The sequence below is a fragment of the Paenibacillus sp. FSL R5-0475 genome, assembly GCF_038004585.1.
Classification (GTDB): Bacteria; Bacillota; Bacilli; order Paenibacillales; family Paenibacillaceae; genus Paenibacillus_AQ.
The window spans coordinates 3,877,342-3,891,619 of sequence record NZ_JBBORK010000001.1 but is presented as its reverse complement, the minus strand read 5'-3'; the positions used below and the strand labels follow the sequence as shown (position 1 = coordinate 3,891,619).

Annotated in this window: 14 protein-coding genes; 11 read left to right on the top strand and 3 right to left on the bottom strand. The window is 43.3% G+C overall.

Annotation, left to right across the window (positions count from 1 at the left end; translation table 11 throughout):
- Nucleotides 1-3: 3 nt before the first annotated feature.
- Entirely contained in the window at nucleotides 4-456 is a 453-nt protein-coding gene (locus MKX41_RS17505; RefSeq protein ID WP_340972206.1) for a pyridoxamine 5'-phosphate oxidase family protein, read from the top strand.
- A 29-nt stretch (nucleotides 457-485) separates the two neighbouring features.
- Here the strand turns inward: MKX41_RS17505 and MKX41_RS17500 are convergent, their stop codons facing one another.
- Nucleotides 486-1,061 carry a YhcN/YlaJ family sporulation lipoprotein gene (locus MKX41_RS17500; protein ID WP_042190892.1) on the bottom strand — a complete coding sequence of 192 codons (576 nt, stop codon included), beginning with the start codon at nucleotides 1,059-1,061 and terminating at the stop codon, nucleotides 486-488.
- Between the two features lie 105 nt (nucleotides 1,062-1,166).
- Between MKX41_RS17500 and MKX41_RS17495 the strand changes: the two genes are divergently transcribed.
- Nucleotides 1,167-2,498, top strand: a complete 1,332-nt coding sequence (locus MKX41_RS17495; RefSeq protein WP_042190890.1) for a PhoH family protein — start codon at nucleotides 1,167-1,169, stop codon at nucleotides 2,496-2,498.
- A gap of 386 nt (nucleotides 2,499-2,884) precedes the next feature.
- Nucleotides 2,885-4,111, top strand: a complete 1,227-nt coding sequence (locus MKX41_RS17490; RefSeq protein ID WP_340972200.1) for an extracellular solute-binding protein — start codon at nucleotides 2,885-2,887, stop codon at nucleotides 4,109-4,111.
- Here MKX41_RS17490 and MKX41_RS17485 read toward each other — a convergent pair.
- Together MKX41_RS17485 and MKX41_RS17480 are read right to left on the bottom strand one after the other, a co-directional pair.
- The gene (locus tag MKX41_RS17485; RefSeq protein WP_262495767.1) at nucleotides 4,103-5,230 is read right to left on the bottom strand and encodes a coiled-coil domain-containing protein; all 1,128 of its coding nucleotides are present in this window, start codon (nucleotides 5,228-5,230) and stop codon (nucleotides 4,103-4,105) included. The two genes, MKX41_RS17490 and MKX41_RS17485, sit on opposite strands and share 9 nt — an antisense overlap.
- A gap of 327 nt (nucleotides 5,231-5,557) precedes the next feature.
- Nucleotides 5,558-5,794, bottom strand: coding sequence for a DUF2626 family protein (locus MKX41_RS17480; protein WP_042130273.1), 237 nt, complete (start codon nucleotides 5,792-5,794; stop codon nucleotides 5,558-5,560).
- A 345-nt stretch (nucleotides 5,795-6,139) separates the two neighbouring features.
- Here MKX41_RS17480 and MKX41_RS17475 point away from each other — a divergent pair, with 345 nt between their 5' ends.
- The 8 genes from MKX41_RS17475 to MKX41_RS17440 all read left to right on the top strand — a co-directional run bounded on the left by MKX41_RS17475 (nucleotide 6,140) and on the right by MKX41_RS17440 (nucleotide 14,213).
- On the top strand, nucleotides 6,140-6,790 hold the full coding sequence (locus MKX41_RS17475; RefSeq protein ID WP_042130271.1) for an RsfA family transcriptional regulator: 651 nt from the start codon (nucleotides 6,140-6,142) through the stop codon (nucleotides 6,788-6,790).
- Between the two features lie 164 nt (nucleotides 6,791-6,954).
- Complete coding sequence (locus MKX41_RS17470; protein WP_340972193.1) at nucleotides 6,955-7,911, top strand: ketopantoate reductase family protein; 957 nt, start codon at nucleotides 6,955-6,957, stop codon at nucleotides 7,909-7,911.
- Nucleotides 7,912-7,938: 27 nt separating this feature from the next.
- A complete protein-coding gene (locus MKX41_RS17465) occupies nucleotides 7,939-8,325 on the top strand; it encodes a DUF3397 domain-containing protein (RefSeq protein WP_076284770.1) in 387 nt (128 codons plus the stop codon).
- 151 nt (nucleotides 8,326-8,476) lie between these two features.
- A complete protein-coding gene (locus tag MKX41_RS17460) occupies nucleotides 8,477-10,186 on the top strand; it encodes a peptide ABC transporter substrate-binding protein (RefSeq protein ID WP_042190881.1) in 1,710 nt (569 codons plus the stop codon).
- A gap of 222 nt (nucleotides 10,187-10,408) precedes the next feature.
- Nucleotides 10,409-11,341: an ABC transporter permease gene (locus tag MKX41_RS17455; protein ID WP_042190878.1), complete on the top strand. Its 933-nt coding sequence runs from the start codon at nucleotides 10,409-10,411 to the stop codon at nucleotides 11,339-11,341.
- A gap of 33 nt (nucleotides 11,342-11,374) precedes the next feature.
- Entirely contained in the window at nucleotides 11,375-12,289 is a 915-nt protein-coding gene (locus tag MKX41_RS17450) for an ABC transporter permease (protein WP_042194363.1), read from the top strand.
- Between the two features lie 11 nt (nucleotides 12,290-12,300).
- Nucleotides 12,301-13,296: an ABC transporter ATP-binding protein gene (locus tag MKX41_RS17445; protein ID WP_042190876.1), complete on the top strand. Its 996-nt coding sequence runs from the start codon at nucleotides 12,301-12,303 to the stop codon at nucleotides 13,294-13,296.
- Nucleotides 13,293-14,213, top strand: coding sequence for an ABC transporter ATP-binding protein (locus MKX41_RS17440; RefSeq protein ID WP_042190873.1), 921 nt, complete (start codon nucleotides 13,293-13,295; stop codon nucleotides 14,211-14,213). Before MKX41_RS17445 ends, MKX41_RS17440 begins: the two co-directional genes overlap by 4 nt.
- The last annotated feature ends 65 nt before the right edge of the window (nucleotides 14,214-14,278 follow it).

Genomic DNA, 14,278 nt, shown 5'->3' with positions numbered 1-14,278 from the left:
CTTATGTCCGAAGCCGTTGCTCAGCTGAACGAAACCTTGTTATCGATGCTGCAATCGGAAACTTTTGTTCTTCTCAACACAGTTGATGCGGAATCAGGAGGTCCAACGTCCACGGCCATTTCGTGGATTTATGCAGTTAGTCCTAGTACTGTGCGTCTGGCTGTAGATCATCGTTCCAGACTCGTGAACAACATGAAGGTCAACCCGTTAGTAACCGTCACTGTGTTCGGTGAGGGTACTGTCTATGCTATTAACGGCACTGCCGTTGTAAAGCAGGATCCACTTCAGGATGTACCTTTCAAGATGTGCTGCTTTGATGTTGAAATTATGGCGGTGCGTAACGCGCTTTTTTATGGAGCGCAGCTTGAATCCGCCCCAAGATATGCAAAGGTTTATGATGGACGTGCCGCTGAGAAGCTGGACGGACAAGTATTTGCTGCAATGAAAAAAGCCTAGTGAGAATATCACTGGGCTTTTTTTGTCCTCTACTGTGCATTTTTAATCGGCTTAGTATCCTCTGGCAGCTGCGGCATGATTCGACCGATGATATCAGCCAGTTCGGATGAGAATCCGGAAATTGGATGTCCCTGAGAGATATGGCGGCTCATGTCCGCTAAGCGGCTGGAGAGATCCATATCGGCAGTGACAAGTGCACGTACACTTCTCGGGTCTTTGCGGATAGCTTCCGCTACAGAATATTTAATGCTTCCAACACGTGATCGGTCTAGAGAACCTTCTACGTCAAGACCTACAATGGCTACCTTGTTCATGACTACACAGTGTGCACCATTCACACCAGGAACTCTTTTGGCTAACTGTTCAAAATGGTCCTTAAGTGCAATTTCACTTTCGCCCTTAACACTGACGGTGTGACCAGCTTTTGAGGTGGCCTTAGGATTAGTTGCACCATCGTTGGCCAATTGCCGAACCTCATGGTTTCCCGTACCCTTTACAGCATTCGCAGATTGTTTATTCTGAGGAGAGGGTGATGTCTTTTTATTAGCGATACCGCAGCTTGTCAATAGCAGCAGTACCAGCAACAGACACATTGATTTTCTCATATGTGATTACTCCTTTCAGCCAAGATCGTTTCTGTACCTTATCTTTTCCCTTGGCGGAAAGAGTTATGTATGATCAATCAAACCAGGCGCTGTGGAGGGGATAATATGAACAAGATATTTGTGCTAGATACCAACGTGCTTTTGCACGACCCCAATTCGATTTTCTCTTTCAAGGAGCATGAGGTGGTTATTCCGGCGGTTGTGCTGGAAGAAATCGACTCCAAAAAGCGCAACGCTGACGAAATCGGTCGAAATGCCCGCACGGTTTCCCGATTGCTCGATGGACTTCGTGAGCTAGGTCATTTGCATAGTGGTGTGGAGCTGGAGCATGGAGGCAAGCTGAAGGTAGAACTTAACCATCGCAGTTTTGTGAAGGTACAGGAAATGTTTGGTGAGGTATCTAACGACAATCGGATTTTGGCTGTAGCTCTCAACTATTTAATCGAAGAGAAAGAGAAGCCTGATCCGCGTCCCGTAGTGCTTGTGAGTAAGGATGTGCTGGTTCGCATTAAAGCGGATGTGCTAGGAATCACGCCAGAGGATTACTTGTCAGATCGTACTGGAGATTTAAATGAACTTTACACTGGTTACCAATCTCTGCAGGTACATCCGGCATTGATTGATGAATATTACAGTCACCGCTCTTTAACGGTTAAACAGCTCGGGTTGTCATATCCCTTGTACCCTCATGAATTTGTGATCCTCAAGGATGAGATAGGCACGGGCAAATCAGCTCTTCTTAAAGTGAATAGTGATGCGACCCGTCTGGAGCCGCTTTATCTGGGCAATGATTCAGTTTGGGGGATCAGCGCACGAAATGCTCAGCAACGAATGGCATTGGAGCTGCTTCTCAATGATGAAATCCCGCTTGTAACCATTACGGGTAAGGCTGGTACAGGGAAGACATTATTGGCGCTTGCTGCCGGACTATTCAAAGTTGAGGATGAGCATAAATACAAAAAACTGCTTATTGCTCGTCCAGTAGTTCCTATGGGTAAAGACATTGGTTATTTACCCGGAGAGAAGGATGAGAAGCTCAGACCCTGGATGCAGCCTATTTATGATAATCTGGAGTTTCTGTTCGACACCAAAAAAGCTGGCGATATCGATAAAATCTTAATGGGCTTAGGCAGCATTCAGGTAGAAGCCTTAACTTATATTCGTGGCCGTTCAATCCCTGCGCAGTTCATTATTATTGATGAAGCTCAGAACCTTTCCCGTCATGAGGTGAAGACAATCGTCTCCAGAGCGGGTGAAGGAAGTAAAGTGATTCTTATGGGTGATCCGGAGCAAATCGATCATCCGTATCTGGATGCTGCGAGTAACGGACTTAGTTATATTGTTGAGAAGTTTAAGCAGCAAGGGATTAGCGGACATATTACTTTGGAAAAAGGCGAGCGTTCCCGCTTGGCCCAATTGGCAGCGGATCTTCTCTAACCTTCAATCCTCTTTTCAGCCGGGAGAAGCATAAACTCCCGGCTTTTTCCTGCCCGCCCAAAAACGGCGGAGGGAATAAAAGGTTGTGGTGCATTAGATTGAGCGCGGTCAGCGGAGGGGGAGGAATTGTTCTGTAGAAGCGTTAGCGCTCGCCTTTGTCTCCGGATTTATTCCGTTTAGGAATATAATCCATAAATCTGGAGACAACAGCGATCGGAAGAATAATCCGCACACGGAGCGCCCTTAGCGCTAAGATCACCCAGTCTTTTAATTGTCTTCGTCGTTTCCCCCTATATAATAGAAAGAGAACGTTTTCACATTCTAAAGACAAGCAGCGGAGGGTTTGGTAAAATAGGGGTGACGAATCATGGGGAAGGTGGGGAATTGTGCTGAAACGCAAAAATTATTGGCTGCTTTTTGCAATTTTACTACTATCGCTGACAAGCTTGTCACCCAGTATGGAATTGAATACCAATAACGACCCACATCCTATGAAAAAACCACAAAGTCAGTCGACAAACCCCTCTTCAGGGGAAGAGGGAACTATAGATAGCCTGCGCATAACAGTATCGTTAAATAGTGAGGAATTCAATGAACTGGAGCTTTTAAGCAATCGTTATACTTTAGAAAGTGGAGTAAAGGTAATATTAAGAAATATTGATAGCGAGGATGCAGACGAAGTTTTGAAGCATGATCTAACCATCGGGGATAGCCCGGATATCGTTATGGCGGATGGACGAAGTATTCTCGACTGGGCAACACGTGGATATTTATTGCCGGTGGATGTGTATCAGAGCATTCCGGGAACTGCACCGTTAACTCAGTTAATCCCATGGATGCAATGGAACGGATATAATTGGGGAGTACCGCTGGATATTGACCCTTATGTACTTGTTTATTCACCACAGCGTCTTGCGGAACTGGGATTCACTACCTTACCAAGAAGTCTGGAACAGTGGAACACATTGCTTCAGAATGTGCTTAAAGAGCAAGGAAAATATTTGCTCGCAATGGATACACGTAATCCATATGGATTGTCCGCTGTTATGGAGAGTATGAACAGCAGCTTGCTATCGGATAACCAAGAAGTGATAAATTGGACTCAGAATGTTCGCAGTTATTTTTACCTTACCAGTCGATATAACAAAGATGTTTGGGATATGATTCAGAGCGGAAGCGTTGCTGTTGCAGCTCTACCGCTATCTGAGTGGAAAAAACATGGGAATTCGTCTTTAGTTGCTGAAGCACCACTGACCGCAAGTAACGGGAGAGGACTTGAATCTTATTACAGCCGTTCCTTTGCACTTCCAGCTCAATCCCCAAATCCAAAGGAAGCCGTGAATTGGCTGACGTTTATCACTTCTGAGGATTCTCAAATGGATTGGCTGGAGAACACGGGAAGCTTGCCTGCGCTGGATGTCCTATATCGTTCAGAACATGATTTCAAATATAGGCTTCCTTTTGGAGTCGAATTATTACTGACAGAAGAAACCGCCCCGGAGGTCGAATTCCAAGGCGGCTGGAGTAAGATTGTTGAAGCAGTATCCTTACTGCTTACAGGAAAAATGGATGCGGCTGGGTACAAAGATTTCATCAAGGAAGGCTTAGAATGAGATAGAAAGTTTAACTTGGAGGACGCCTTCTTTACTATCTACTTCTGTGGCGCGGAGGAAAGAAACGATTTTTCCAGGGTAAAAGCCTAAATCAAATTCCTCCTCAAGTGTTCTTCTAGTGGTGTCAGGTAATTCGAGACCATTAAATACAACATGATCTACTTGGAATATAAGTCCATTGATGGGTTCTTCCTGTATGATGTAGTGACCGGTTAATGAAAGGGCTAAAGCACCACTTTTTCCTGTGGCAGTAATCGTTCCGTCATTAAAATGAAATGCGAAATCGTTAAATAGCTTATTCTGGGACTGAAGGAATTCGTTTAAATCCTCTTCCTTCAGATTCAGAACATAAGTCATCCCCTTACGAGTAAGAACTCCCTCTCGATTCTGGACAAACTGCGGTAATTTATTCATTGCGGAAGACAATGCTTTGAAGTAGGTCTTTACCTCGCGCAAACCAATATTCTCCCAATATAATGTGAATTCTTGAAGTAGAGCGCTCATATTATCAGGATCACTACTGTCTTTAATCCCGCCTTCAATTTCTTTATTGAGCGCGGCTACCCGAATTTTCTGTTCCTCCAGAGCGGTTCGCAGCTGTGCAAGATCCTTCGAGCTGCGCTGTGCAGTCTGGAGGGTCTTCTTTAGATCCTTATATTGGTCCTCGTATTGTGTGAGAATGTTGCGGTCATTTCCGATAATAATTTCATAATAATCAAATAGTGCCAGAAATCTGCTAATGCTCTTCGCGGATAGAAATGCGGCCAAGAGACCGTCTCTATCCCCCATATAATAAGAACGAAGGACCGCACCTGCACGCTCTTGTTGGTTTGCGATGGCAGATTTTTTCTGGATAGCTTGCTCTTCTAGGTAATCTACCTTTTCTTCAAGCGCTTTTTGTTCGGCTGTAATCTTGATGATCTCCCGTTCGATTTCTGCGGAAGATAAAGTCTGCTCCAGAAGTTTACGCGTTTCTTCATTATCTGGTATAGAGGAATTGAAAAAAGAACCGCTAGGATCGGCAGACAGGTACATCGTAGATTGTAACGGAAATAATGTACAGCAGAAGAGAATTAGTATGGTTGCCATCATGCGGCTTTGGGCATTGCGGGAGCGCACCACACCACCACCTTTTTTTTGAATTTAAGATAAGAAATTATCTGTTTCACTCCATAAATCATCCTTCTATTTCTCGTAGAAACGGAAACTGTCCGTAAAAGACGGCAAAACCGGTTCTTCTTGAATGGATATATGTATGTACTAATAATATGTTTAACCCTTCTAAAATAGCATACATACAAAAAATCCCCACAAAGTGAGGCTATCCTTCAATGCGTACACAGGTATATGGGGGACCTCATATATAATATATTAACTGATAAACAAAAAAACGGAAGTGATCCTTATTAGATAAGGACCTCATCCGCTTCAAGAGAGCACTGCAATTTATAGTGGAAGACCCATTTGAAAGATCGTCCAATAGCTGAAACCGGTGAAAGTCAAAATCATGTATGCCCAGAAAAGTAGGACATAAGTTTTTTCAGTAAACTTCAAATAACCGAGAATTACGAAAAAAGCGGTTTGCAAAAAGAAAAGCAAGGCCATTTCTGTCAGACCTCCGGCGAAAGCCATCAATCCAATAGCCAATGTAAAAAAACCTAATACCCGAAACATGCGGTCCAAGAGAGAGTCCCCCTTCCAGTATGTATCTCACGAATATTCCTTCGACTTATTATACCCGTTCAGTAAAAATGTGTAAACGAATTCATTGAAAAAAATACACTAATCTTGAAAAAATGTGATTTTTATAATTGACTGAAGTGATTAGTGCTTGAAAAAAGAGAATTTATTACTTAAAGCGTATGATGTGAGCAGATAATGGAAATACAATTTAGTATCAAATAGATTCTATGAACTCTATGAGAAGCATAGAAATGGAGTAAGCAGCTTTTATCCCTATTCACTACCCGGCAGAGCTGTCGGTTATGGAGATGGTTATTTCAAGATGTTGTTAGGAGGTTTGGTTGGATGACAGCCGTTAGACAGGATGCTTGGAGTGCAGAAGATGATCTAATACTGGCAGAAGTAACCTTGCGCCACATTCGGGAGGGCAGTACACAACTTGCTGCTTTTGAAGAAGTGGGTGAGAAAATCGGCAGAACGTCGGCTGCTTGCGGATTCCGCTGGAACAGCTGTGTTCGAAAAAGCTATGAAGGTGCAATTGGAATCGCTAAAGGCCAACGTCAAAAGAGAAGTTACCTGAAAAAGCAACCGTCGGTAAGAGGAGCGCAGGTAGCGGGTCTTATTCTCGGGGATACCGATGAGGAATTCGGACGAGGCGAAGGATTAAGTGAAAACACATTATCCATTGATGCGGTTATACGTTTCCTGAGACAATGGAAAGGTACGATCCAGGAGGCAGGACGCCAGCTGAAAATGCTGGAGAGAGATTTGCGCGAGAAGGAAGATGAATTAACAGAATTAAGATCTGAGAATGAGCGGTTGTCAAAAGAGGTTAATCTTGCTCAAAGTGACTACCGGGTAGTCAATGATGATTACAAAGCTTTAATTCAGATTATGGATCGTGCGCGTAGGCTAGCTTTCTTAAACGAAGAAGAAGAAGAAATGAAGACTCGTTTCAAAATGGATGGGAACGGAAATTTAGAACGTATTGAATAAAAGATAGGCAAACTAAAACACCCGTAAGTGGTTCGCTTTATTAGCGCCATTTGCGGGCGTTTTGGTTTTGTATTGTCATTTATGGAGGACGACAACGGCGGTTCTTCTTGGTATATTAAGGCTATACTTAGAAAAATTGCGCTTGAGATCAACAGGAGGATCAGATGAAAATCGATATAATCGGTGCGGGTTCACTTGGGCTGCTTTTGGCAGGGAGGCTGGCCCAGTCCGGGAATGAAGTGAGATTGTGGTGTCGAGGGGTAGAGCAGTGCCGGAAATTAAAAGATGAGGGCTTAACTGTGAGCTATGAGGATGGGCGCGATCCAATTTCGATTTCGGGGGATCGATTTGTGTCCGCACCAATAGAGGGATTTGCAGATGCCTATCTCCGTGAGCCCAGTGATTGGATCATAGTAACGGTTAAACAGGACATACTACATAATGTTTTACCTGAATTTCTATCCCCTCTTAGGGAACAACAGGTACACATCATTTGTGTTCAAAATGGCATTGGACATATGGAGATGCTCAGTAACTTGCTGCCGAAAGCTAATTTATATGCTGCCGTAACAACAGAAGCTGCGAAGCGAAAGTCTTTAACTGAGGTCATTCATGCAGGTGCGGGGGAGGTATGGATAGGGAAATGGAGCTTAAAGAATGGACAAGCCCATAGTATACATACTGATTTACAAGTGAATTATTTAATAGAAGTTCTCATTATGGCAGGATTCTCAGCCTTTTTGTCGAATGAAGTGGATACCATGATTTACCGGAAGCTCCTAATCAATGCCGTTATTAATCCGCTCACAGCGATTTGGCGTATTCCAAATGGTGAACTGCTTGCTTCAGAAGAGCGCCTGCAGTTAATGAGAGAACTTTTTAGAGAAGCTACTATGGTATATGATGCCTGCGGAATTATTTATGATCATGATGCGTGGGATAACATCCTTAAAGTGTGCAGGACAACGGCTGGCAATACTTCGTCCATGCTGGCAGATGTTCTAGCTTCAAGAAGCACAGAAATTCATTGGATCAATGGAAGTCTTGTAGAAATGGCAGAACGCACTGGAACATTGGTTCCTTTACATCGCTTGATCTGCCAATTAGTAGAGGGAATATAGGTATGATCTCGGAGGAGAGGTGAAGCTATGGGATTGCTGATGAATTCGGTCGTTACTTTAAGCTTGATTCCAATAATACCGTTTTTAATTGTTTATTTCATTGGAAGAGGCTTAAAAAAAGATAAAAAGAAAACTTTTATGCTCGCTATGGACGTGACTACATTTTTTTTATTATTATCGGTCTCCGCATTATTTAACAACTTGTTTAACAACGGTTTTGGGTTTTATCTTATACTACTTATTGTATTAATATCCACTGGATTGATTGGCGGCGCTCAGAATCGACTGAAAGGAAAAGTAGATGGGAAGCGGTTATTTCGGGCAGTTTGGAGACTTTCCTTCTTTTTTATGAGCGTCGGATATTTATTATTTATGTTTGTAGGGCTAATTAAGTACATATCACAAGCGATGTAATGTTCCACTGCTCCGGTGAAGCGGCAACGTCACAAAAGTTTAAAGTTTTAATAAAAAAAGAGTTTTCTGAAAACATACCACTAGATTTTTTTGACCACTGGTTGTATAATCATAAACCATATACCACATTCTATTTAGGGGGAACTGCTAGATGAAGAAGAGTAAAAGTCTATTGCTAATGCTTGCATTAGTACTTGTTATCGGCACAGTGCTTGCTGGCTGCGGCGGAAACAACGCGAACAGCGGCAATAAAGGTAATGCTGGTAACACTGGTAACACGGGAACTGGTAATGCGGCTACAGAAGAGAAATTGGCTGCGGACCAAACACTGAGAATCAACCTAAGCTCTGAGCCTCCAACATTTGACCCAGGATTGGCTCAAGATAGCCAAGCTCACACTGTCCTGACAACAATGTACGAAGGTCTGACTCGCATGAATGCTGAATCTGGTCAAGCTGAACCAGGTGTTGCTGAAAGCTGGGATGTTTCCGCTGACGGTCTGGTATATACTTTCAAACTCCGTGATTCACAATGGAGTAATGGCGATCCTGTAACAACAGAAGACTTCGTTCGCGCTTGGAAACGCGTACTCGATCCTGCTGCTGCATCCGCTGCACCTTACGCTTATCAATTGTACTACATCAAAAATGCTCAAAAGTTCTACAACAAGGAAATTACCGATTTCAGTCAAGTAGGTGTCAAAGCGGTTGATGAGAAAACTCTCGAAGTTACTCTTGAAGCCCCAACTCCTTACTTCCTTGGATTGCTTTCCTTCTACACTTATTACCCTGTACACAAATCCATTGAGAGTAATCCAAAATGGGCAACAAGCAAAGATACTATGATCGTTAACGGTGCTTTCACTCTTACTGAGTGGACTACAGGTCAAACACTTGTTGTAACTAAAAACGATAAATACTGGGATAAAGATTCCATTAAACTTAACAAAATCGACTTCTCCCTTGTAAACAGCGGTGCAACTGAACTGCTCAGCTACAAGAACGGTGAATACGATCGTGCCGGTGGACCAACTGGTGAAATTCCATCAGAACAAATTCCAATCGTGCAAAAAGAACTTCCTAAAGAATTCAGCCGTAAAGGTATTGCTTCCGTATACTACTACGAATTCAATATCACTGAAAAACCTTTCACAAACGCTAAAATCCGTAAAGCTCTTGCAATGTCGATTAACCGTCAAGCTTTGATTGACAATGTAGTACAAGGTGGACAATTCCCAGCATTCGGTTATGTACCTCCGGGTATCGCTGGTGCTGATGGTGAATACCGTACAGCAGTTAAAGATAGCTACTTCACTGAAGATCTAGAACAAGCTAAAACTTTGCTTGCTGAAGGTCTGAAAGAAGAAGGTATGGATAAACTGCCTACATTCTCTTTGACTTACAACACAAGTGAAGGTCACAAGAAAATCGCTTTGGCGATTGCTGATATGTGGAAAAACAATCTTGGTATCGACGTACAAACCGTTAACCAAGAGTGGGCTGTATTTATTGAAAACCGTCAAAACCTGAACTACCAAGTTGCACGTGCTGGTTGGACTGCGGATTACAATGATCCAATGACTTTCCTTGATATGTGGGTAACAGGTGGCGGTAACAATGATACTGGTTACGCTAACCCTGAGTATGACAAATTGATCAGCGAAGCTAAAGCAAGTACTGACTTGAAAGTACGTCAAGACAAGTTTGCAGCAGCTGAGAAATTGCTCATCGAGCAAGATCAAGTTTTGATTCCGTTGTACTACTACACTAACAACTCCCTGACTAAAGAGTACCTCAAAGGTGTTACTCTTGACTTCAGTGGTGCAATTGACTTGACTCGTGGATACTTGCTTGAGCACTAAGATTTAGCTCATGTAATTTAAACAGAATAGTTAGTTGACTGAAGTAACACAATACTTCGGGATATATATGTGGAACTCCATATATATCCCTTTTTTTTGTATTTCCGTCTATTTGTTATTTATTGTTATTTATAACATATTTAGAAAATGGACAAAAATCCGTTTTTTTCATAAAATCAATATAATGCTCTCAAAAAATTTGTCGGAGGAGGTGTGATGGGGATGGTTCGTTATGTCGCAAATAAATTCTTCTATATGTTGGTTTCATTATTTGTACTGATTTCAGCAACTTTTTTCTTGATGAAAGCTATTCCAGGGGATCCGTTTACTTCTGAGAAAAAAGTACCGCCAGAAATTAAAGCGCGTTTGATGGAGCAATATGGTCTGGACAAGCCGCTCTCTCATCAGTATTTTAAGTATTTAGGTGATATTATCCAAGGTGATCTGGGTGTATCCATGAAGCGCCTGAATCAAGATGTATCACATTTGATCGGTCAAACCTTTTCAGCGTCGCTGAAGCTGGGACTCGTCGCAATTGTTGTGGCGGTTATTGTTGGGGTTCTTCTCGGCATGTTAGCGGCACTCTATCACAGAAAGTTTCTTGACAGCGCCGCGATGGTGTTGGCAGTTCTGGGGATTGCGGTTCCGAGCTTTGTAGTCGCGTCATTATTACAGTATGTGTTCGCTTTCAAATTGGGTTGGGTACCGGTTTCAGGTTTTAAAGGACCAATCTATTATTTCCTTCCTGTAGCAGCGCTCTCGGCACAGCCAATAGCATTTATAGCGCGCTTGACACGTTCAAGTATGCTTGAAGTTCTGAATGCGGATTATATCAAAACGGCTAAGGCTAAGGGATTAAGCTGGATGGCTATTCTAAGCCGTCACGTACTTCGTAATGGTATCTTGCCGGTTGTTACTTACATGGGACCTATGACAGCTAACATCGTAACTGGTTCGGTTGTTATCGAGCAGATCTTTGGTGTTGGGGGTATTGGTAAACAGTTCGTGGAAGCGATTGGTGTCCGTGACTATACCGTTATTATGGGAATAACCATTTTCTATGGTGTACTACTCATGGTGGCCCGTTTCATTACTGATATTGCTTATGTATTGATTGACCCACGTATGAAATTAAGTGGAGGAAAGGAGGGCTAAAGAGTGGCATCTGATAATAACTTGTTAAAGAACATGAATCTAAAACCGGAAGACTTTCAAAAAGTCGGTGTAGATGAAAAAGAAGCCGAGGTAATTCAGCGGGAGAGTCTCTCTGCCTGGAAAGATTCTTGGCAACGGTTGCGTCAAAACAAAATGGCGATGACCGCGCTTGGGATTCTAGGCTTGATCGTGCTTGCGGCGATTATCGCTCCCTTATTCTCGAAATATAACTATTACTCCAATGACTTGATGAATACCAATAAGCCCCCTTCCTCCGATCACTGGTTTGGAACGGATGATCTTGGACGTGATATTTTCGTTCGTACTTGGTACGGCGCACGGATCTCCTTGATCGTTGGTCTAGCTGCGGCAGCCATCGACTTGTTTATCGGTGTTATCTATGGAGGTATTATGGGCTTCTTCGGCGGCCGTGTAGATAATATCATGAACAAATTCTCTGAAATTTTGTACTCCATTCCTTATCTGCTTGTTGTAATTTTGCTTTTGGTTGTGCTTGAACCAAGTCTTGGTACCATCATCCTGGCCTTAACCATCACGGGTTGGATTACGATGTCGTGGATTGTACGCGGTGAAATTATGCAGCTTAAGAATCGCGAGTTCGTATTGGCTTCTCGTTCCATGGGTGCAGGTTCTGCGAGACTGTTGTTCAAACACCTTCTGCCGAACGCAGTGGGTCCGATTATTGTAACGATTACACTTTCTGTACCAAATGCAATTTTTGCTGAGGCTTTCCTAAGCTTCTTGGGTCTTGGTGTACAAGCTCCTATCGCTTCACTTGGATCTATGATTAACGATTCACTCACCGGTTGGTTGTACTATCCATGGCGCTTCCTGTTCCCTGCCATTCTGATCAGTTTAACCATGCTTTCTTTCAACATTTTCGGTGATGGTCTTCGTGACGCGCTTGATCCTAAGCTGAAAAAATAGGAGGGTTATGGATGGAACCTATTTTACAAGTCAAAGATTTGCATGTTTCGTTTTTTGTTAAAGGCGGAGAAGTGCAAGCTGTCCGTGGTATGAATTTTGAAATTGGCAAAGGTGAAACGGTTGCCATCGTCGGCGAGTCCGGCAGCGGTAAGAGTGTAACTGCACAATCGATTATGCGGTTGATCCCTTCCCCACCCTCTAAAGTGAAAAAGGGAGAAATTATTTTCCAAGGACAAAATCTGCTAGACAAAAGCATGAAAGAAATGGAATCCATTCGCGGTAAAGATATTGGCATGATTTTTCAAGACCCGATGACTTCTTTGAACCCAACCATCAAAGTGGGCAAACAGATCACTGAAGTTTTGATTAAACATCAGAAAATGTCAGCGGCCGAAGCGAAAAAGCAAGGTATTGAGATGCTCAAATTAGTTGGCATCACAAATGCTGAGGCTCGCTTTAACCAATATCCCCACGAGTTTTCAGGCGGTATGCGCCAGCGTGTAATGATTGCAATCGCGCTAGCCTGCCGTCCGGCTTTACTCATAGCGGACGAGCCTACAACGGCTCTTGACGTAACCATTCAGGCGCAGATCATGGAAGTTATGAGAGAGATGCAGCAAAAACTAGGTACCTCCATCATTTTGATTACCCATGATCTTGGCGTCGTTGCCGGTATGTGTGATCGGGTTATTGTAATGTATGCAGGTGAAGTTGTGGAGACCGGAACAAGATGGGAAATCTTTAAGAATCCACAGCATCCATATACCAAAGGTCTGCTGCGCTCGATGCCGCGTCTGGACCAAAAGAAGGGCGAGCCGCTCATTCCGATCATCGGCACACCGCCAGATCTGATCAAGCCGCCGATCGGCTGTCCGTTCACCGCGCGTTGCAATGAAGCAATGCATGTTTGCGAACAAATCGATCCCGGCGCCACAGAATTCAGCGAAACGCATATGGCGCGTTGCTGGAATCTGCATTCGATGGCCAAGGAGGTGCAGTACTCTTGAGTAAGAACCTAATAGAGGTAGAAGGTCTTAAGAAATATTTTAATGTAGGTCAAGGCAAGGTTCTTAAGGCTGTTGATAATATTAACTTCTCCATCCGTGAGGGCGAGACGCTTGGAATGGTAGGAGAATCCGGTTGTGGTAAGACTACTGCTGGACGTACAATTCTTCGCTTGTATGAGCCAACTGCCGGAAGTGTGAAATATAATGGTACAGACATTTATAAATTGCCTTCTAACAAAATGAAAGCAATGCGCCGTGACATGCAGATGATTTTCCAAGATCCGTACGCATCACTTAACCCGCGCTTTACGGTTTCTGATATCATCGGCGAGGCACTGGACATTCACGGAATGGCTGGCAGTCGTGCAGAACGTAAAAAACGGATCGAAGAGCTGCTCGATATGGTTGGTCTTAACCATGATCACGCTACTCGTTATCCGCATGAATTCTCTGGTGGACAACGCCAACGTATTGGGATTGCCCGTTCGTTAGCGGTAAATCCTAAGTTCATCGTTTGTGATGAGCCGATTTCCGCGCTTGACGTATCCATTCAGGCTCAGGTCGTAAACTTGCTTAAAGAATTGCAAGATCGTCTGGGATTGACTTATCTTTTCATCGCGCATGATCTGTCCATGGTTAAACATATCAGTGATCGCGTAGCAGTTATGTATTTGGGTAAAATGGTAGAATTGGCGGAAAGTGAAGAGCTTTATGCAAATCCTATCCACCCTTATACCAAATCTCTCTTGTCAGCTATTCCAATTCCGGATCCGGAAATTGAAGTGAACAAGAAACGTATTCACTTGCATGATGAGCTTGGTAGTCCTATTTATTCTGCTAACGAAAAGAGCAATGATAGTGACTTTGAATTAGTAGAAGTATCCAAAGGACACTGGGTAAGCAAAAAATTTGCTTAAATCTATAGCGAGTATTAGACAGGCGGGAGCGTTATGCTCTCGCCTCTTGTATGTAGTGGGGATAT

Bases quoted from the DNA above. Each gene is read 5' to 3' on its own strand.
- MKX41_RS17500 (WP_042190892.1), bottom strand. From the start codon at position 1,061: ATGAGAAAATCAATGTGTCTGTTGCTGGTACTGCTGCTATTGACAAGC.
- MKX41_RS17455 (WP_042190878.1), top strand. From the start codon at position 10,409: ATGGTTCGTTATGTCGCAAATAAATTCTTCTATATGTTGGTTTCATTA.
- MKX41_RS17450 (WP_042194363.1), top strand. From the start codon at position 11,375: ATGAATCTAAAACCGGAAGACTTTCAAAAAGTCGGTGTAGATGAAAAA.
- MKX41_RS17495 (WP_042190890.1), top strand. From the start codon at position 1,167: ATGAACAAGATATTTGTGCTAGATACCAACGTGCTTTTGCACGACCCC.
- MKX41_RS17475 (WP_042130271.1), top strand. From the start codon at position 6,140: ATGACAGCCGTTAGACAGGATGCTTGGAGTGCAGAAGATGATCTAATA.
- MKX41_RS17505 (WP_340972206.1), top strand. From the start codon at position 4: ATGTCCGAAGCCGTTGCTCAGCTGAACGAAACCTTGTTATCGATGCTG.
- MKX41_RS17460 (WP_042190881.1), top strand. From the start codon at position 8,477: ATGAAGAAGAGTAAAAGTCTATTGCTAATGCTTGCATTAGTACTTGTT.
- MKX41_RS17465 (WP_076284770.1), top strand. From the start codon at position 7,939: ATGGGATTGCTGATGAATTCGGTCGTTACTTTAAGCTTGATTCCAATA.
- MKX41_RS17470 (WP_340972193.1), top strand. From the start codon at position 6,955: ATGAAAATCGATATAATCGGTGCGGGTTCACTTGGGCTGCTTTTGGCA.
- MKX41_RS17445 (WP_042190876.1), top strand. From the start codon at position 12,301: ATGGAACCTATTTTACAAGTCAAAGATTTGCATGTTTCGTTTTTTGTT.